The following is an 18629-nucleotide window of genomic DNA, read 5'->3' as shown; positions in this document are numbered from 1 at the left end:
GACGCCCGCCCGACACCCGAACCCGAGCCGGATGCCGACGCCGGTGTGGGGCTTGCCGTCGAGCTTCAGGACTTTCATCAGTTCGTGCGTGCCGAACTCCTCGGTGGCGTGGCGGACATCAAAATCGGTGGCGTCGCTGCCGCGCTCGAGGATGTAATCGCGGGCGAACGCCAGCATGCGGTCATGCAGGTCAATCGCCTGCTGGGTCAGCGCAATCTCCTCCGGGGTCTTCACCTGCCGCATGTGGAGGAGGTCCTTGCTGATGTCACTCAAACGGGCTTTCGGCAAGGTTTTTTTGAAGCGTTTGGCGAGCGAAGGCGCCGGCTCCAGGTCAATCCCCAGTTTGCCCTTTCCAAAACCTCGCCGGGCGATTCCCCGCAGCGCCCACTCGAAGAGCTCCTCCTTCTTGCCCGCCGTCCACTGAACCTTGTTGTATTCACCGGCGTGCGGAAAGTCGAAGTACCACTCAAAATCCTTCACCCACCAGCTCGCCATCATGTCCCGGTCGAGGCCGGGAACGAAGGCGGCCGGCTCGCCCCTCGCCGGCACAAAGAGGTAGTTCGGTCGCTCCGTCTCCGTCAGGAAAACGCCGGTGAGGTAGTTGCGGTTCAGGACATGAGAAACGATGGCTCCGTCCAACCCTTTTTGCTGCAGGATCGCCTGAAAGCGCTGGACGGTTTTCTGGTACCAGCTCACCGGCAGGCGGAAAGGTCCCGACAGTTCGGGAAGCGGTTGCCCTGTGGTTCCCCGTGCCGTTTCCGGCCGAACCCGGCCGGACAATCCCGCCAGGGCGGGGCCAACGCCCAGGCCGGCAGCAGTAACCCCCACAGTCGCCATCCATCGGCGACGGCTAAGATTCATCGTTTCCTCCTCAAGCCAGGGACTGGACTATCCAAGCGCGGGCATTGTACCCGGCCCCACAGGCAAAGCAAATGAGGGCTACTGAATTTTTTGAGTCACCGGCCACTGGTCGCCCGCCAATGGTCGCTGGTCCCCGGTCGCCGTCCACGCCCATCCCAGGCAACCTTTTGCCTCGTTCTATAACCATGAAAGACACACGGACTTCGCGTAAAAACTTCTTGAAGCTCCCGACAGCCGAAAAAGGTCATGCCTCGAAACACGCTAATTTTGCTTGAAAAACGCGAGCGTTCCGGCCGATTCGCTTTGGCATGGCGAGTGCTCTATCTGATAACGCCCAAACAAGCGAACAAAGTTTGGGAGAAAGCAGAGGACGGAACCAAGATGTTTACGTTAGACGAATCAACAGGCACAAGCCCGGCACCATACGGTGGCGGGGCAAGCCAACCGAGCGGCCCTGGAACCGGCCGGCTCTGGCTGGCCATCGGGGCTTTGGGGCTGATCGCGGTCGTGGCGATTGTTTTTGGCTATCAGGCCGGCGAACGCAACCAGGCGCTCACCACCCAGGTAAAGGCTTTGAACCAGACCGTCGAGCTTATGAACCGGCGGCTGGCACAGTCCGACGAGAGTTATGCCCAGATGCAGGGCGAGTTGAGCGCGGTCACCAAACGCCTGAAGCTCTCGCAAGGCGAGATTGCCAATGCCCGCGCGCAGACCAAGAAAGTCCGCGCCGAACAGGAAGACTCGCTCAAGCAATTGGCCGAGAGCGTCAACGCCGAACTGACCCGCAAGGCTGACCTTGAGAAAGTGGAGGAACTCTCGGGCAACGTCACCGGCGTCCGCAAGGACCTCGACGACGCCAAGGGGCAGTGGCAGATGTCCCGCGGCGAACTGGGCACGCTCATCGCCCGCAACCATGAGGAGATCGAGCAACTCCGCCGGCTCGGCCACCGCGACTACTTCGAATTCGACCTTTCCGGCAAGGGCGGTCGCACCCGCGTCGGAACCGTGGTTCTCGAACTGCGCGGCACCAACACCAAAAAGCACCAGTTCAGCATCGCGCTGTGGGCCGATGATGTCCGCTACGAGAAGAAAAATCGCGCCGCCAACGAGCCGATCTACTTCTTCGTGAAGGGCACCCGGACGCCCTTTGAGCTGGTGGTGAATGAAGTGGGCAAGAACCGCATCACCGGCTATGTCAGCTCGCCCAAGACAGCCGTTTCGAGCGCGGCCAACACCTCCGGGTCGTAGTCCCGAAGCCTCGGGAGCCCGGGAGCAAGATTCCTCGGTAGGCTCAGGGGGGTTCGTTCCCTTTAGAGTGAAGCCTTCCCTTCACTTCGTTCAGGGCAGGCAGGGTGAACCCTCTGTACCAAGCGGTGCGCGGCTGGGGGCTGCACCGAAGGTTCCTGAGGCCCATCGGGGAGCAAGGAGGGACGAGCGGGCTCGTCCCTCCTTTTTCTTTCGAGGGCCTTGCCTGCGGACCGCTTCTGGTTACCCTTTAGTTCTGCTTTCGCCCTCGTCATGGCCGCGTCGGGCTCCCGCACTAAACGAAAACCAATAACGCCGTAGCGCCGGCCTCCGGCCGGCCATCTTTTCCTCTCCTCTACCTCTACCTCCTTTGCTTCCTCTACCTCCTCTGCTTCCTGAATCCCCTTTGCCTCCTCAACCTCCTGTACTTCCTTCGTTCCTTCTTCGCGTTGACTTGGCCATCGGCGCGGCCTAAGATGTCCTGCGAGAGTGATTCGTTCCCTGTAATCATCCATACGATTTCGCATCATCGCTTGCTTGATGATCTGAGCCGATGACAGCGACCCAGTCTGCCGAGCCCTGGTTCCCGCCTTGCACGGGCAACCGGCCGAGCGTTAGGTGCGCAGAAAGGAGCTCCTCGTGAAAATCAACATAAAAACTCCCGGTGTCCACCACGTGGCATTGCGCTCCACCAATCTGGAACGCTCCAAGCGCTTCTATGCCGAAACACTCGGCTTCCCCGTTCTACTGGAGAAGCCGAACCTGTTTATCTTTGGCGCGGGCTCGACCGCGGTCGCGGTGCGCGGGCCGGAAGCCGGCACGCCGCCGGGAGACGTCTTCAACCCATTCCGCGTTGGACTGGATCACATCTCGCTCGCCTGCGCGGATGCGGCCGAGCTGGAGAGGGTCGCCAAGGCGCTCTCGTCGGCGGGAGTCGAGAACACGGGCGTGAAGCTCGACGAAACCCTTGGTAAGCGTTATGTCGCCTTCAAAGACCCGGACCGCATCGCCTGGGAGTTCTACATGGCATGACGACAGGCAAGCCACATATGGATTTGGGCTAGCTTTCCGAGGGGCCGCAAATTCCATTCAATCCCGTTTGATGAGCTAGCCGGAGGTGAGCTGTGAAAAAGCGCTCCGTCAAGAAATCGGTCAGCAGAGAGGGCACCGCGGCCAAGCGGGAGGCACAGTTGCGAAAAATTGCCCAATCCTACTTCGACGGCCTAGCGAAGAAGGACCTTTCAGCCGTGCCCTACGCTCAAAACGCTACGCTTCGAGCTCCGCTCAATCCCAACGGAGGAGCGGAGATCCCCATCGTAGGCAGAGTCAACATTCTGGCTTTCTTGAACCCACTGCTCCCCAACCTGGGTAAGATCGAAGTGATCCGGCATTGCGTTGAAGGAGACTGGGTTTGCAGTCGAGCCAACGTCGGACTGGTCAGTGACCCGCCTCGCGCACTCCGCGTCGTGGATTGCTTTCGGGTAGAAAGAGGCCAGATCGTGGAGCAGGAGAACCACTACGACCCGCGTCCTGCACTTGCACCAGCATAATAGATTCGTTTTGCTGGCAGTTTCTGCTGCGAGGGCAGATCGCCCCCTAGGCGACGGCATCCCTCAAATCAGCATCAGCCTGCCACGCTAGACGAAAATCGAAATTCGGAACGCTGTGGAGTGCGGTGGCTCGCCACCGCCTTGCAAAGGCGGGAGCTTGCTCCCGCACTCCAAAGCTTAGTGTGCCTGTCGAGCGGCGCGTGGTTCGACATTGCTCACCACAAGTTTGACTTACCCCTCAGTGCGGCCTAAGATGGCGGCTTTCTAGAACCGGGCAAGGAAACTATTGCGGTTGATCCTTACATCTTGTCAATGACTGAATGACTGGTCCGCGCCCCACACGATTCCGCAGCGAGGTTCCGATGCTCAGGATTACTTTGAGGCTTTTTGCTCTTCTCCTGGTTTTTGCGGCGGTCATGCCGGCCCAGACCAAGAGACCCAAACAGAAGGAGCAGGCTCGAGCGCCTGCTCCAGCGCCCGCCCCGGCACCGTTTCCAGCAGGGCCAGTTCTCGACGCCGTGATGCTCAAGAACCTGAAGGCCCGCAGCATTGGGCCCGCCATCATGGCCGGTCGTGTTTCCGAGATTGCGCTGGATCCCAAAGACCCGGCCACCTTCTACGTGGCCCTGGGAACCGGCGGGTTGATGAAGACTGGAGACAACGGCGTCACGTTCGAGGCAATCTTCGAGAAAGAAACCGTAGCTGCCATCGGGGCAGTGGCCGTAGCCCCGTCCGACCAGCGGGTTGTCTGGGTGGGCACGGGCGAGGCGAATGACCGCAACAGCTCGAGTTGGGGCAACGGTGTCTATCGCTCGACGGACAGCGGCGAAACGTGGACTCACGTGGGCCTGAACGACAGCAAGATCATTGCCCGGATCGTGGTCCACCCCAACGACCCCAATACCGCCTGGGTCGCCGTGGTTGGCGAGCTATGGGGCCCGAGCCCGGAGCGAGGCCTCTATAAGACCACGGACGGCGGCAAGACCTGGAAGGCCGTCCTCACTGCCCCGGCTCCGTACTCGAACAAAGTGGGCTGTGGCGATGTGGCTTTGGACCCCTCCGATCCCAACATCCTCTACGCCGCTCTGTACGCGCGGCAACGGACGCCGTGGTCATTCCTTTCGGGTCCCGCGTACACCGACGGGAAGGATCTGGGCGGAATATTCAAGAGCGCGGATGGCGGCGCCACCTGGCGAAAACTGGAGAATGGCCTTCCCGGTTCTACCGGCCGCATCGGTCTGGCCATCTATCCGAAGAACCCCAAGATCGTGTACGCCATTGTGCAGAGCGATGAGGGCGGCACCAGCAGCATTGACGACATCCGCAGCAAGCGCGGCGGAGTTTTCCGCTCCGAGGATGGCGGGGAAAGCTGGTCGCGCGTGAACGCGCTCAACCCGCGTCCCTTCTATTTCAGCCAGGTCCGCGTGGACCCGGAGAACGACCAGCGGGTGTACGTGCTGGGCTTTGCCCTCCACGTCTCCGAGGACGGCGGCCGGTCGTTCCGCGAGGACCTCTTCGAAAAGGTTCACCCGGACTGTCACGCGCTTGTCATCGAACCGCGCAACCCGAAGCGGCTCATCCTCGGCACCGATGGCGGGGCCTACCAGAGCTACGACGGGGGCAAGGCGTGGGAGCACTTCCATCGCATGGCTGCCGGCGAGTTCTATCGCATCAACGTGGACATGAGCAACCCCTACCGCATTTGCGGCGGCCTGCAGGACAACCTGAACTGGGTGGGCCCCAGCCGAACGCGCTCGAAAGAGGGGATCATCAACAGCGACTGGATCAATATCGGCGGCGGCGACGGCTTCTACTGCGTTTTCGATGCGGAGGATCCTGAAATCGTGTACACCGAATCCCAGCAGGGTTACGTCCACCGCATGAACCTGAGGAACGGCGAGAGCAAGAACCTCCGACCCGAGCCTCACGAGGGTCATCCAGCCTTTCGCTTCCACTGGAACTCGCCCCTTATCGGCAGCCGCCACGCCAAAGGAGTTCTTTATCTCGCGGGCAACCGCGTCTTCCGACTTTCGACGCGGGGCGAGCACTGGCAGATCATCAGCCCCGACCTCTCGACCCAGGAGCTGCCGAAGATGATCGCCGTGGGCAGCGGCGCTGAGAACTACGGCGTCGTCTATACGCTCGCGGAATCGCCCCTGAAGGCGGGGCTGCTGTGGGCGGGGACCGACGACGGCAAGGTCTGGATCACCCAGAACGAGGGAGCAAGCCCCGCCGACGGCGGGGCAAGCTGGACGGATCTTACAGCAAACCTGCCGGCGCACGCCAAGGGGCAGTGGGTCAGCCGGATGGAGGCGAGCGGGCACGATCCCAAAGTCGCCTACCTGGCCGTGGATGCTCACCGCACGGGGAACTACGCGCCGCTCCTTTACCGCACCGCCGACAGCGGGAAGACCTGGCAGAGCATCGCATCGAATCTTCCTGCGGACGGTCCGGTGAAAGTGGTCCGGGAGGACCCGAAGAATCCCAACCTTCTTTACGCCGGAACCGAATTCAACCTGTTCGTGAGCTTCGATCGAGGCGGACACTGGGCAAAATTCGGAGACCTTCCGACAGTAGCCGTGGACGACATGGTGATCCACCCGCGCGAGCTTGATCTGGTGATCGCCACCCACGGGCGCAGCCTGTTCATCGTGGACGACCTGCGGCCGCTCCAGGAGATGACGCTTGAGGTTCAGGAAAAAGAGGCGCACCTCTTTCCGCCCCGGCCGGCTTACGGCATCCATCTCCTGCCGGGCTTCGCCGATTGGAACGGGAAAGCCATCTTCCGCGGCGAGAATCCGCCCGAGGGAGCGCTGATCAGCTTTTATCTGAAGGCGTACACCGGCGATCCGGTGAAGATCAAAATCACCAACTCCGCCGGACAGCCCGTGGCCAAATTCAAAATCACGGCTACGCCCGGCATCAACCGCATCCACTGGGACCTGAAGCCGACAAAGGATCTGCTGACCGAGTACGGCGGCGAGGGACAAAAGTTTTTGAAACCCGGCGAGTACACCGTCACCCTGACCTGCGGAAAGACGACCGAGACGCAGAAGCTGCAAGTGGAAATCGCGCCGGGAATCGAGACCCGCTGAAAGGCCACCGCTTCGCTGCGGCGCGTCGGATTGCCGCACTAAACGAAACTCGAAATTCGAAAAGCGAAACTCGATCCCGAGGCTTCGGCACGGTGGCCGCGGCCGCCAAGACCGTGCGCGGGATGAAATGGGCGCGGGTCGCCCTACGGGAGATGGTGCTGGATGGCAAGAAAATCACCGAGTACCGCGCCACCACCGGCATTTACTTTGACGTCGAGCGTTGATGCGGTTCCGTTCATGGTGAAGCATTTCGGGCGAAACATCTTCGCCTGGATGCGGGCTCGCCCGACCGGCATCCGCGGCGAAGTACGCGTCGCGCCCCGGATTTGGCGCATCCAGCCTGCGTGGGTTGGCATGACTGGCCAAGGGCCATTACGTGTGCGATGATCCCCCAGCAGTCTTGACACGGCAGAGCATAAACCGCACAATTTTCGATCGGCTGACTTCGAGGATCTCGGAACGGTCGAGACAGGGCAAAGAAAGCTTCGAACGCCCGAGCACAAAGTCCGGACTGGCGGCAGAGCTGACCCGTGCGAGTACGGGCACACGCCGCCTCGAGCAACAGGAGCGCAAGCCTCTCGGTCCAAAGGAACCCCATGACGCGTGAACTCGTCGCCGCAGCATTCGCCCTGGCGATTTGCCTGTCTCCCGAGCTTCCTTTGGAGCCAACCGCTTACACGCAGAAGAATCGCGCTCACGCTCTTGCCGCGAAGGGCCTGGCAGAGACATTCCCGCAGCCCGTGGCTGGGTCCGAACAGGGTGCTGTCGAACAAAGCACGTCGCCGGCCGCATCCCGCCACCGGGTGGATCGCAACCGTCTGGAAATCATCGAAGAATTGTCCGAGTCGCTCGCCAACGACCTGCTCGAGCTTTCCATTGTCACGCGCGACCGCGAGATCGACCGCACGGTGACGTTTTTCCCTGAGGAGTTATACGCCACGCCTTTTCCCTCATATCCGCTGCCCGTTCGCCAGGAGGTGAAGTGGATTGGCCGACATCAGTGGACTTCGAACGCACCTCCGGGCGGAGCGAGTGCTAAGGATGCCCTAGCCGGCTCACCGATAGCAGGCGTGAGTGCCATCTTGGCGCCGCGCCGGCTGAGCCGCGAGGAATTTCTGCAAGGTTGGTTCCATTTTCTGGGCCACTTCACCGAGATTGAAGACGCGCGGTTTAAAGTCAAGGCGGCGCAGTTTGAGGATTCAGCCAGCACCGTTCCGGGCGCAAAAGTCCCGACGGCAACGGCGGGCTCCCGCGGACAGTCGCGCATCGCGTTTTACACCATCGGCCGCAATACGGATGGTCAACGCGAGTGGGCGCGCGGAACGGCGGAGACGCGGGTGCGGCGCGCGGAGAACGGGCAGTGGCAGTTCGACTCGTTTGTCGTGACCAGTCTGGAATCCATGGTGGCCGTCACCGACCTTTTCTCCGAGGTCTCGGTGCCTGCTGGAGTCGCCGTTACGCGAGCCGCCTATGGAACGCCGGCGAACATGGGATTCGTATGGCACGGAGCTGCGGCGGCCGATTTGAATAACGACGGTTGGCTCGACCTGTTTGCCACCGGTCCCGAGCGCAACTTCCTTTACCTCAATAACAGGCAGGGGCACTTCCGTGACGCCACCGAGGACGCCGGGCTTATGCTCGTGGATAGCGGAGTCGCTCCTGTCGCTCTCGATTACGACAACGACGGCGACGAGGACATCTTTATCTCCAACGTGGGCGCGCAAATCTTGCTCGAGAACCGGCTGGTTCCGGAGGGCAAGCTCGTCTTCCAGGACCATTCCGTGCGTGCCGGGGTTGCGGTGGTGGCGCTGGGGTTCAGTGCCACCGTGGCCGACGTGAACGGGGACGGCCTCCCGGACATCTACGTCGCTTGCTATAACCACTACGGCCGCGTCGTGCCCGATTCCTGGTATCGCGCCACCAACGGTACGCCGAACCTGCTCTTTCTCAATCAGGGCAATGGCCGCTTCCGCGAAGAGGCGGCCAAGTGGGGCGTGGACGATCGCCGGTGGAGCTATGCGGCAGCCTTCGCTGACCTGAACGCGGACGGCCGCTTGGATCTCTACGTCGCCAACGACTTCGGCGAGAAAGCCCTGTTCATCAACCGAGGTGATCGCTTTGTGGACGAGGCGCGCGAGCGCGGCGTGCTCGACACGGGCTACGGTATGGGAGTGTCGTTCGGGGACTACAATAACGACGGCCGGCTCGACCTGCACGTCACCAATATGTCCTCCACCGCGGGCAACCGCATTCTCTCCAGACTCTTCCCCGGCCAAGCCCCGCAACAAAACGTCCTCATGAAGCTGGCGGCAGGCAACAGCCTCTACGAGAACGTGGGCGGCGGCTATTTCCGCGACGCCACCGCCGAGGCAGGCAGTTTCTCGGCCGGTTGGGCTTGGGGCGGCGGCTTCTTTGATTTCGATAACGACGGTTGGGAAGATCTCTACAGCCCGAACGGCTTCATCTCCGGGAAATCCATGAAGGACACTTGAAGCCAGTTCTGGCGTCAGGTCGTGACGCAGTCCAACGATCCCAGCCAGCCACATGGCGCCCTCCGCAGCGATCAAAGCCAACTGCTCGAGCAGGGGTTCTCCTTCAGCGGGTACGAGCGAGACGCTCTTTACTTGAACCTGTGCAACAAAAAGTTCTTGGATATCTCCGGTGTTTCCGGCTTGGACTCCATCAGCGATGGTCGCGGCGCCATTCTTGCTGACTTCGATAACGACGGCGACCTCGATGTCTTTCTGACAACACTGCAGGGCCACGCTCACCTGCTGTTTCGCAACAACGTCGGCCAGGCCAGCCACTACCTCCGGGTCACGCTGGAAGGCGGACCGGACATCGGCCGCGACGCCTACGGCGCCGTTGTCCGCGTGAAGACCTCCGCCGGAATCCTCACCAAGATCAAAAGCGGGGGCGACGGTTTTCTCTCCCAGCACGACCCGCGCCTGCTGTTCGGGCTGGGTCAAGACGACCGGGCGGAATGGATGGAAGTGACCTGGCCGGATGGAAAAGTCGAGCCGTTCGAGGCCAACGCCCGCGCCGGCTCCTCCCTGCTGCTGCGCAGAGGCGCCGGGCGGGCAGAGCCACTCGCGCTCGGGCGCGCACACCTTCCCGATCCGCTGACGCCTGCTGAGAGTTTTGCCCGCGGGTTGAAGATTGCCGTCGGCAAAACCATGCCGGATCTGGCCCTGAAGACCCTCGAGGGCGGTACAACCTCTTTGTACGAGCAACTCCGCCCCGGCCGCCGAACGCTCGTCAACATTTGGGCGACGTGGTGCGCACCGTGCGCCCGGGAAATGCCGGAGCTGGAAAACTTGCGCACCCGCCTCTCCGCTCGTGGCATTGATCTGCTCGGGTTGAACTTGGACACCGAGCCTGACGCCAACATCCGGGGCTTCGTCGCCAAGACCGGCGTGCAGTACCCCATCTTCCTCGGTGGAGTGGCAGCGGTGGAACAGTTGTACGCCACCGACGAGATGTCGGTGCCGATCTCGATTTTGCTTGCCGAGGACGGAACAGTTCTTGAGATCATCCCCGGCTGGTCCGGTCAGACTCGGAGCAGGTTTTCCGAGTTGGCCGGTATCGAAACCATCCACTCCAGACAGTCAATGTCCAAGAGCAAAAACTAAGGCCGCTTGCTACCCAAGGCTTCGCGACCACTCTTGCCAAAACGCAGGGGATCTGCATTCTGGTTTTGGCCAACGGAATGGTTGTAGGTTTTCGGACGAAAGGCGTCCGCAACCCTCGGGTCGGGCCGCTCGACGCGAGGTAGCCGCCAGGATAACCTCCGTAGGGATTGTCGCGCTTTTAGCCCGATTCCAAATCCCGAAGCATCGGGACGGGACATGTTGGGTTCACCTTGAACGGGATGAATCCCGATATTCCTGTCAGCTTGTTAAAAGGAGGACGTCATGAAGCAATTTTTTTCGTTTTGGCAAGTGTGCTCGTATTGGCAGCAAGCGGGTGCGCCGGGCGGGTCAATGTGGATCCCGAAGCTTCGGGAGAACGGGCTGCCCTCCGCCAGGCGGATATCGAGTTCGCGAAAGCTGCCGGGGCAAAAGACGTTGACCGCCTGGTCTCCTTTTACGCCGCCGATGCCGCGATGTTTCCTCCGAACGCTGCCATCGTTACGGGAAAAGAGGCCATTCGCAAACTCTGGTCTCAGACGGTTGCGCTCCCGGCGTATTCCTTGAGCTGGCAGGCGAGCAAGGTGGAGGTGTCCCGCGCGGGAGATTTGGGCTACCTGCTCGGCACCTACGAGGAGACGATGAACGATCCCGAGGGCAAACCGGTAACCGAGCGCGGCAAATACGTGGCGGTCTGGCGGAAACAGGCAAGCGCCGACTGGAAAGTGGTGGCCGACATCTGGAACACAGACCAGCCGCCACCGGCCGCTCCCCGGCCGTAGTCCCGTTCCAACTATTTGCCCCGGTGCCTCATAGATGAGTCCCGATCCCGATGCGTTGGGATTCGGGACGATGAATCTCATCCGGCAGAAGCAAAGAGCGCAAGAAGAGGTCGTGGGCCCGCCTGGATTCGAACCAGGGACCGACGGATTATGAGTCCGCTGCTCTGACCGCTGAGCTACGGGCCCGGACTCCTTTTGGAATCTTACACCCAAAGCCATTGCTGGACACAGGCAATGCGCCCCGCTAATTTAGAGAGGGTGGGTTTGGATTCTTAGTTCGCTTTCAAACCCTGCGAAGGCCTTTCGCGCAGTCCGAACCCAGGAGAAGACCATGGATGTCTATCTGGTGGAGTGGGCGTGCATGAGCTGCGGACAGAGGCAGAGCTTTCGCTACATCGGCTCCGAGGAGGACGGCTGGCCCAACAAGTTTGAGGACAGAAGGTGCGAGAATGAGGAGTGCGGCCAGGTGCAAGATGTTCGCTCGACCACCTGCACCTTCACCAGGCTGACCGGCTAATCCCGTTCCCACTATTTGCCGCTTTGAGTCTCACCGTGTGGCGATGCCGGCGGGAAGCTCTGATCTACCTTCCCTCTTACCTTTGTCAACTTGGAACGGCACTAATAGGGCACTCCCGCGGCCCGAGCGATGGCGGCGATGTTTGCCCCTTCGATCAACGTTCCATCTACGATGACGGTTGGCGCGGAATAGACGCCGTACGTCTCCCCCAGCTCCTCAAGCCACTTTTCTTCGTTCAAGTTTTTTTCTTCAAAGAATATCTTGTTCTGTGAAAGAAACTCTTTCACGGTCCGGCAAGCCTCTCAGCCAGGAGACGAATAAACAACCACGTGCGGCATGCCCATCCCCCTCGAGCGAGAATCGAAACCCCGCACCACCAGCTTGCATGATTCGCGTGCACGGCGCAAGTTTCTGCTACGATAGACGCTTTGGCAAAACCATCGGGGCGGCCCGCCGCGGCGGGCATGCGCGCCACCAGCGCTATCGGCGGCGCCGGGCGGCGCGGCCGGCGGATAAGGTTTCTAGCTTGGAAGAAGGGGGTCTCGCCGTGACACAACGGATGGTGAAATGCGTCAAGTTTCAGAAAGAGATGCCGGGGCTTGCCGCGCCGCCTTTGAAGGGTGAGCTCGGACAGCGCATTTATGAAAACGTCTCGCAGGAAGCCTGGAACCTGTGGAAAGAGCATATGAAGATGGTCGTCAATGAATACCAGCTCAACCTCGGGACGCCCGAGGCCCAGGAAATCATCCTGAAGCAGATGGAAGACTATTTCTTTGGCGCCGGCGCCGCCCTGCCCCCGGGCTATGTGCCGCAACAGGCCAAGACCTGATTTCGGAATCCTAGTCAGTCTCGCCTCTCGCTTGCCGCTCTTGCGATGTCGGGCGCGATCACGAAGCGGAGTTGGGAATGGGCGGCGCGCAATGCCTGCTCGACCGCCTCCGGGGTTAACCCGCGAGCGAAGATAAACCCCAGATAAGTGGAGCCCTCCGGCAAAGGATCGAGCCGAAAGTCCGGCTTGGCGGTGATTTGAACCTCCTCCACCCCGGGCGTTTCGAGCGCCGCCTCGGTTCCCTCAGCCCGCTTGAAAATTCCGCCCTTCGGGATCGGAATCATCATCACACCGGAAGCCCCGGCCTGGAGTTCAACGCTGTCGAGATCCATTTGCAAGGCATGCCGGATCACGACTTCTTCGAGAGAGACTCCGGCATCGAACCGGAGCGCCCGCGAACAATGCCCGCCAATGGGCCGCGCCGCCACCTCGAGCGGCCATGCCCCGCCTGCGTTGAACCGGATTTCAGCGTGGATCGGCCCATGAAAAAGTCCAAGCGCCCGGGCTGCTCGCCGGGTAGATTCCTCGATTTCGGCTTGCGCCGGCGCGCCCCGCCGGGAGGGAGTGGTGTAAATCGTTTCTTCAAAGAACGGTCCGTCCAGCGGGTCGGGTTTGTCAAAGATGGCAAGGATGCGCAGCCTGCCTCGCTCCAGGATTCCTTCCACGGCAACTTCCCCGCCCTCGATGAATCCTTCCACCAGGATCCAATCGTTGGCCTCTTCCCGAAGCACCCGAATCTCCGGCTTCCGCAGAAGCGCTCGGATCCTTTCGAACGCGGCGACGAACCGTTCCGGATTGTCAGCGCGGATCACGCCCCGGCTGCCGGATAGCGCGAGCGGCTTCAGGACACAGGGAAAGGGCACGCGGTCGAGGGCGCGGCGGGGATCTTCGTCCATCGAGTAGCGAGCGAAAGGCGGCACGGGCAGCCCCGCCGCCTCGAAAAGTTGTCGCGTTTTGAACTTATCGTGCGATGCCGCCGCGGCTGCCGGAGGGTGATAAGGAATTTGAAGGGCGCGGGCGGCAAAGGCGGCAGTGGCTGCCGGCCGGTCGCCTGCCGAAATAATCCCGTCAATCGGGTTGTCCCGCGCATATTCCAGGATCGTCTGCGCCGACGCTTCCGGATCTTCAAAGCGGAGCGGGAGTGCCCCATCCTGCCACGGATCTTTGAGCACGTGGCAACGGTCCGTCCCCAGCACCATGGCGACCTTCATCTTCCGGGCAGCTTCCAAAAAGGCCAGCGCCTGATATCCGGTCTTGGTCGTAAGAAAAAGAAGCCGCCTCGCACGGCCGACCGAATCGATGGGAGTCTCTATGACCATTCGCCAAATCCGCTTGAACGCGCTAGAGAAGAGCAACCTGCTCCTCGGTTGGCTCGGCTCAACAGTACCAGGGTTCATTCAGGTATGGGATGGTGGCGCGCGAAGGGAGGAAGAAGCCTCTCGCAGTCGAGCCAGGCTGCGGCATGGCTCCCGACTTCGTCGGGATAAATTCCGCCGTGCCCTTCCCAGCCGCATCGGCCAGGGCCCATACCTTCGAAAAAATGGTCTCCCTGGATTCTTTTTTTGCCTCGGACTTCCGCACCAGCTCACGCGCGTCCCGGCAAAGCTTCTCCACCCGACGATCCTCGTGCACCCAGGGATAAACGAGAGACGCCTCATCGAACTCGCCTACCAGCTCTCTCACCTCGGCGAGTTCCAGGAGCCGTGAGCCGGCGGGGATCAGCAAACGGATGGCAAGCTGGATCGGTGCGACGTGGTTCACCAGGTCCAGCTCGGCAATCATAGAAAGAAGCTGCCGATAGCCCTCCAAGGTGGTCCAGGGAGTGAACGTCACGAACGTGGGCGAGAGGTTCAATCCAACCTCGCGGAACCTTCGAGTGACCTCGATAAAGTCGGCCCGGCTATGTCCCTTGTCGAGAATATTGAGGACGCGGTCGTCAATGGATTCGACCGCGCTGGTCACAAACAGGCAGCCGGTGTCTCTGAGCGTGGCCAGGTGCCGGGAATGCCCGAGCAAGTGTTCGATTTTGATGGTGACGTCGTAGGTCAGGTCGGGATGCTCGCGGTGCAGGGCCTCCACCAGCTTCACCGAGTGGCCCACCCCGTTGAAAAAGTCCGGGTCGCCGAAGGTGATGTGTTGCGCGCCGCGGGCCACTTGCCGCCGAATGTCCTCCAGCACCACCTCCGGCTGGACGATCCGGAACTGGCCGCGGTAAACGGGGACGATCGGGCAATGACGGCAGAGATGCTTGCACCCGCGGCTGGCCTCGGTGTAACCGACGGTGCGCAACGTGCCATCGCCGCAAATCAAGCGCGCGTACCGGGAGAGTTCCGGCAGACCCTCGCGGTCCGGCACCTGAAACTTCTGCCTCGCGAGAGAAATCACCGGCTCTGGTTGGGCGACGGCTCCCGCCGAGTCCCGTCGTGGCCGGCCCGCGAGCTCGATTCGGGCGCGCAAGCGTTCCACCAGCTTCACCAGCCCTTCCTCAAACTCGCCGCCCAAGATGGTCTCTGCGCCAAGCCTTCTTAAGAAACGCTCGTTGACCGGAGCGTAGAGCCCGTAGAAGCAAAGGTGGGCGCGAGGGTTGAGCGCGCGCACCTTCCCGACAAGACGCGTGGCCAACCGCGTGGCGGTGTGCATCGGGACGTAGAAAGCCACCAGGTCAGCCGAGCCGATCGCCTCCGGCCCAAAGCCTGCGCGAGAAAGATCCATCGAGGTGACCGACGCTCCGGCCTGCCGCAGCCACGCCGCCGGCGAAGCCACCCCAAAAGGCTGACGGCCCAGCTCATACGTTGAGATCAGGACGACGTTCATCGGCAAAATTCCGAAACTCTCCGGGGAGTCAATCCACCATTATAACGTTTCCTTGCGCCAAGCTATTCGCACGGCCGGAAACGGCGCGGGCCTCATGGATGTGTCATGCTGAACGAAGTGAAGCATCTTGACGCCGAGATTCTTCTCCCGCAAAGCCGCATCAGAATGACGGGGTTGACGCGGGGCGGTTATGAAACAGATTGTAGTCTGGCGGCTGCCCCATCCAGCGTTTTATGCTGGGTGGGGGAATCCCGATTGTCCCGCGGTGTTGAAGAGCCATAGTAGAATAGCTCGCTGAACCGGATCGGTCCCGAAGCTTCGAGAGAGGTGCCATCATGAACAAGGCGGAAACGGCCACAGCGGTGCGCGAATGGGGATATCTGGTGGGAGGAGAGTTTCGCGCTTCCGGCGAGCCGTTTGAGGTGCGTTCGCCCTATGATGATTCCGTTGTCGGCATCGTCCGCCGGCCGCGCGCGGCGGACATCGAGGAGGCGGTCCGGCAGGCGCAGGCCGGATTTGAACGGATGTCGAAGCTGCCCACTCACCGGCGGGGGGAGATCCTCCGCGCCATCGTAGCCGGGCTTGAAGCGCGCCGCGAGGAGTTAGTCCGGATGCTGGCGCTTGAAGCGGGCAAGCCCGTAAAAGCCGGCCGCGTCGAGGCCGACCGCGCCGTCTTCACCTTCCGCACAGCCGCTGAAGAAAGCCAGCGCCTCCTGGGCGAATTCATGCCGCTCGACCTGGTGGCGGCGGCCGCGGGTCGCTGGGGCATCGTGCGGCGCTTCCCCATCGGTCCCATCCTGGCCATCACGCCCTTCAACTTTCCCTTGAACCTGGTCGGTCACAAAGTGGCGCCGGCGCTGGCGGCGGGTAACTCCGTCGTGCAGAAGCCGGCCACCAAGACGCCCATCTGCTCCCTCATCCTGGCGGAGATTTGCCAGGCGGCCGGTCTGCCTGCCGGCGCCTACAATGTTCTGCCGTGCTCGGCCGAGCAAGCGGCATCGCTCGTCAGCGACGACCGGCTCAAGATGCTGACGTTCACCGGCAGTTCCGACATTGGCTGGGAATTGAAGCAAAAGGCGGGCAAGAAACGGGTCACGCTCGAGCTGGGCGGCAATGCCGGCGTGATCGTCCACAGCGACGCCGACCTCGATTATGCCGCTGAGCGTTGCGCTGCTGGCGGATTTTCTTACGCCGGCCAGAGCTGCATCGCGGTGCAGCGCATCCGGGTGCATCGGCCGGCCTGGGAACCGTTCCTGGAGAAATTCCTGGCCCGGGTGCGGGCTCTTGAGGTGGGCAATCCGCTCGACGAAAAAACCGACGTTGGCCCGATGATCGCCCCGGCCGATGCCCAGCGCGCCGAGAGCTGGGTGAAAGAAGCTGTCGCCGCCGGCGCGAAAATCCTTTTCGGCGGAGAGCGGCACGGCGCGCTGCTTCAGCCGACGGTGCTGACCGGCACCCGGCGCGAGATGAAAGTGAATTGCCTGGAGTTGTTCGCGCCCGTCGTCACCGTCGAGCCCTATGACGATTTCGGGCAGGCGATCGAAGCGGTGAATGATTCGCGCTTCGGCCTCCAGGCAGGTGTCTTCACCCGCAACATCGAGGCCATCTTTTCAGCCTATGAAAAACTCGAAGTGGGCGGCGTCGTGGTGGGCGACGTGCCCACCTTCCGGGTGGACCACATGCCTTACGGAGGAATGAAGGACTCAGGTACGGGCCGCGAAGGCATTCGCTACGCCATCGAGGAAATGACCGAGCGCAAGATTCTCGTGCTCCATCTGCCCGGGTGAAGACCGCCGCTTGGGAGGAGCGTTGCCCTTTCGCTCGATATGCATATCGGGCTGAAGCCCGATACTCCCGGGCCTGACAATTTCAGTTGAGACGCCCCGGGCGGTTTAATTAGGATAACAAGTTTTTATTTAGCCGTTCCGACCCTCCCGCCCCCGCGCCACCGGGAGATAACAACGATGAGGAAGCGGATTGGGCTGATACTGGCCGTCTGTCTGGCGCTGAGCTTATTGGCCGGTGCCAAGCATAAGGTCGCAGGGGCCGCGGCCAAGAACCGGGCCGTCACCGTCGCCGGCTGGGTCAGCGACGCCTATTGTGGCACCCTGCACACCAAGCCCGGCGGCGCGGATTGCGTCAGGAAGTGCATCGGGGGCGGCCAGGACATTGGCCACCCGGAGTGGAAGCCGCAAAAGATGGTATTCGTGAGGGACACGGACAAGAAGATATGGACGGTCGAGAATCCCGATACTCTGAAGGGCCATGAAGGCCAGCACGTGCAGGTCACTGGTCGCGTCAATGCTCAAAAGAAGTCGGTCCACGTCTTGGCGGTGACTCTGGTCGGCGAGGAAGAAGAGAAGAAGTAGTTCCCCACCGGCAATTCGCCAGCGAGGACAACATCACCGACGACATTGCTGTGGCCGACATGAGCTACGGCCGGGGCAAAGTCATTGCCATCGGCTTCCCCGCCCAGTTCCGCGCGCAACCTCACGGCACCTTCAAGCTGTTTTTCAATGCCATCCACTACGCCAAGGCGGAATAGGGAAGCCGGAGTTCGAAGAGCAACCTGGCAAGTAACCCTTCGGGCTGAAGCCTCAAATAACCGAGATTCAGGATGTCTAGAATTAGTGGCGTAAGTCGCAGTATTTTATTAAGATAGCGTTTCCTGACGGTGTATTTTACTTTTTGTGCTTCAGGTATAATAATGAAAGGTGCTTTCCCTTTGCGTCGCAAAGGACGGTTTATTATACTTTTAGGCAAAGAACCGTCATAATTATGACCTTGCTGTACTAAAGTATCAGAAACAGGGTCAACCCTATGAACCCCAGTGACTTCACGACAATCGCTCCCGGGAGACTGGTCAAATGCCCAGTGCTATTTTGGCTTTATGCCCAATCCCTTGGCCCCCGAATTGGAATTTGACACCACGACGGTTCAGCTTCTTTCCGAGGCTAACTTGGCGCTCGGTCAGTTGGCTGGCTTGGGCCAAATGTTGCCTAATCCCCACATGCTGATCGGCCCCTTCCTGCGCCGCGAGGCCGTCTTGTCGAGCCGAATCGAGGGTACCCTCGCCACTGAGGAAGAATTATTGCTATTCGAGGCAAGCCCGTCGAAGGAACCAAAAACTCCTGACGTAAGAGAAGTAGCTAACTATGTTAAGGCATTGGAATACGGTCTCGCACGAATCAAAGAATTGCCAGTCTGCCTTCGTCTAATCCGAGAAATCCATGCGCGACTTTTGGAAGGCGTGCGCGGCGCAGAGCGCAGGCCAGGAGAATTTAGGCAAATTCAGAACTATATCGGC

At 61.1% G+C, this 18629-nt stretch carries 17 protein-coding genes and 1 tRNA gene; 13 read left to right on the top strand and 5 right to left on the bottom strand.

Features of this window, described 5'->3' with window-relative positions:
• On the bottom strand, window positions 1-861 hold an 861-nt coding region (locus VIH17_06300), incomplete at its 3' end, for an aminopeptidase P family N-terminal domain-containing protein (protein HEY4682846.1).
• Between the two features lie 381 nt (window positions 862-1242).
• On the opposite strand from VIH17_06300, the gene VIH17_06295 reads away from it, so the two are divergent.
• From VIH17_06295 to VIH17_06260, 8 genes are all read left to right on the top strand, one after another.
• Window positions 1243-2109: a hypothetical protein gene (locus VIH17_06295; GenBank protein ID HEY4682845.1), complete on the top strand. Its 867-nt coding sequence runs from the start codon at window positions 1243-1245 to the stop codon at window positions 2107-2109.
• 636 nt (window positions 2110-2745) lie between these two features.
• Window positions 2746-3138 carry a VOC family protein gene (locus tag VIH17_06290; protein ID HEY4682844.1) on the top strand — a complete coding sequence of 131 codons (393 nt, stop codon included), beginning with the start codon at window positions 2746-2748 and terminating at the stop codon, window positions 3136-3138.
• 92 nt (window positions 3139-3230) lie between these two features.
• Window positions 3231-3656, top strand: coding sequence for a nuclear transport factor 2 family protein (locus VIH17_06285; protein ID HEY4682843.1), 426 nt, complete (start codon window positions 3231-3233; stop codon window positions 3654-3656).
• Between the two features lie 362 nt (window positions 3657-4018).
• Entirely contained in the window at window positions 4019-6751 is a 2733-nt protein-coding gene (locus tag VIH17_06280) for a hypothetical protein (GenBank protein ID HEY4682842.1), read from the top strand.
• 92 nt (window positions 6752-6843) lie between these two features.
• On the top strand, window positions 6844-6975 hold the full coding sequence (locus VIH17_06275; protein ID HEY4682841.1) for a dodecin domain-containing protein: 132 nt from the start codon (window positions 6844-6846) through the stop codon (window positions 6973-6975).
• Window positions 6976-7347: 372 nt separating this feature from the next.
• Entirely contained in the window at window positions 7348-9243 is a 1896-nt protein-coding gene (locus tag VIH17_06270; GenBank protein HEY4682840.1) for a VCBS repeat-containing protein, read from the top strand.
• A gap of 21 nt (window positions 9244-9264) precedes the next feature.
• On the top strand, window positions 9265-10383 hold the full coding sequence (locus VIH17_06265) for a redoxin family protein (protein HEY4682839.1): 1119 nt from the start codon (window positions 9265-9267) through the stop codon (window positions 10381-10383).
• 311 nt (window positions 10384-10694) lie between these two features.
• Window positions 10695-11162, top strand: coding sequence for a DUF4440 domain-containing protein (locus VIH17_06260; GenBank protein ID HEY4682838.1), 468 nt, complete (start codon window positions 10695-10697; stop codon window positions 11160-11162).
• Window positions 11163-11275: 113 nt separating this feature from the next.
• On the opposite strand, the gene VIH17_06255 is transcribed toward VIH17_06260, so the two are convergent.
• Window positions 11276-11348: transfer RNA gene (locus VIH17_06255), tRNA-Ile, on the bottom strand.
• Between the two features lie 145 nt (window positions 11349-11493).
• On the opposite strand from VIH17_06255, the gene VIH17_06250 reads away from it, so the two are divergent.
• Entirely contained in the window at window positions 11494-11679 is a 186-nt protein-coding gene (locus tag VIH17_06250; GenBank protein HEY4682837.1) for a hypothetical protein, read from the top strand.
• Between the two features lie 101 nt (window positions 11680-11780).
• Here VIH17_06250 and VIH17_06245 read toward each other — a convergent pair whose 3' ends face one another.
• Window positions 11781-11966: a hypothetical protein gene (locus VIH17_06245; protein HEY4682836.1), complete on the bottom strand. Its 186-nt coding sequence runs from the start codon at window positions 11964-11966 to the stop codon at window positions 11781-11783.
• A 98-nt stretch (window positions 11967-12064) separates the two neighbouring features.
• Between VIH17_06245 and VIH17_06240 the strand changes: the two genes are divergently transcribed.
• Window positions 12065-12508 (top strand): oxidative damage protection protein, encoded by a 444-nt coding sequence (locus VIH17_06240; protein HEY4682835.1) that lies wholly within the window; start codon window positions 12065-12067, stop codon window positions 12506-12508.
• 14 nt (window positions 12509-12522) lie between these two features.
• On the opposite strand, the gene VIH17_06235 is transcribed toward VIH17_06240, so the two are convergent.
• The gene (locus VIH17_06235) at window positions 12523-13827 is read right to left on the bottom strand and encodes an ATP-grasp domain-containing protein (protein ID HEY4682834.1); all 1305 of its coding nucleotides are present in this window, start codon (window positions 13825-13827) and stop codon (window positions 12523-12525) included.
• Between the two features lie 58 nt (window positions 13828-13885).
• On the bottom strand, window positions 13886-15322 hold the full coding sequence (locus tag VIH17_06230; protein HEY4682833.1) for a CUAEP/CCAEP-tail radical SAM protein: 1437 nt from the start codon (window positions 15320-15322) through the stop codon (window positions 13886-13888).
• Window positions 15323-15657: 335 nt separating this feature from the next.
• Here VIH17_06230 and VIH17_06225 point away from each other — a divergent pair, with 335 nt between their 5' ends.
• From VIH17_06225 to VIH17_06215, 3 genes are all read left to right on the top strand, one after another.
• A complete protein-coding gene (locus VIH17_06225) occupies window positions 15658-17109 on the top strand; it encodes an aldehyde dehydrogenase family protein (GenBank protein ID HEY4682832.1) in 1452 nt (483 codons plus the stop codon).
• A 177-nt stretch (window positions 17110-17286) separates the two neighbouring features.
• Window positions 17287-17691, top strand: coding sequence for a hypothetical protein (locus VIH17_06220; protein HEY4682831.1), 405 nt, complete (start codon window positions 17287-17289; stop codon window positions 17689-17691).
• 461 nt (window positions 17692-18152) lie between these two features.
• Window positions 18153-18629: Fic/DOC family N-terminal domain-containing protein (locus tag VIH17_06215; GenBank protein HEY4682830.1), on the top strand; the 477-nt coding region annotated here is incomplete at its 3' end.

The organism is Candidatus Acidiferrales bacterium (assembly GCA_036514995.1).
Taxonomy (GTDB): Bacteria; Acidobacteriota; Terriglobia; order Acidiferrales; family DATBWB01; genus DATBWB01.
Note: the sequence above shows the minus strand (reverse complement) of the source record. Positions and strands in the feature narration are given on the sequence as shown.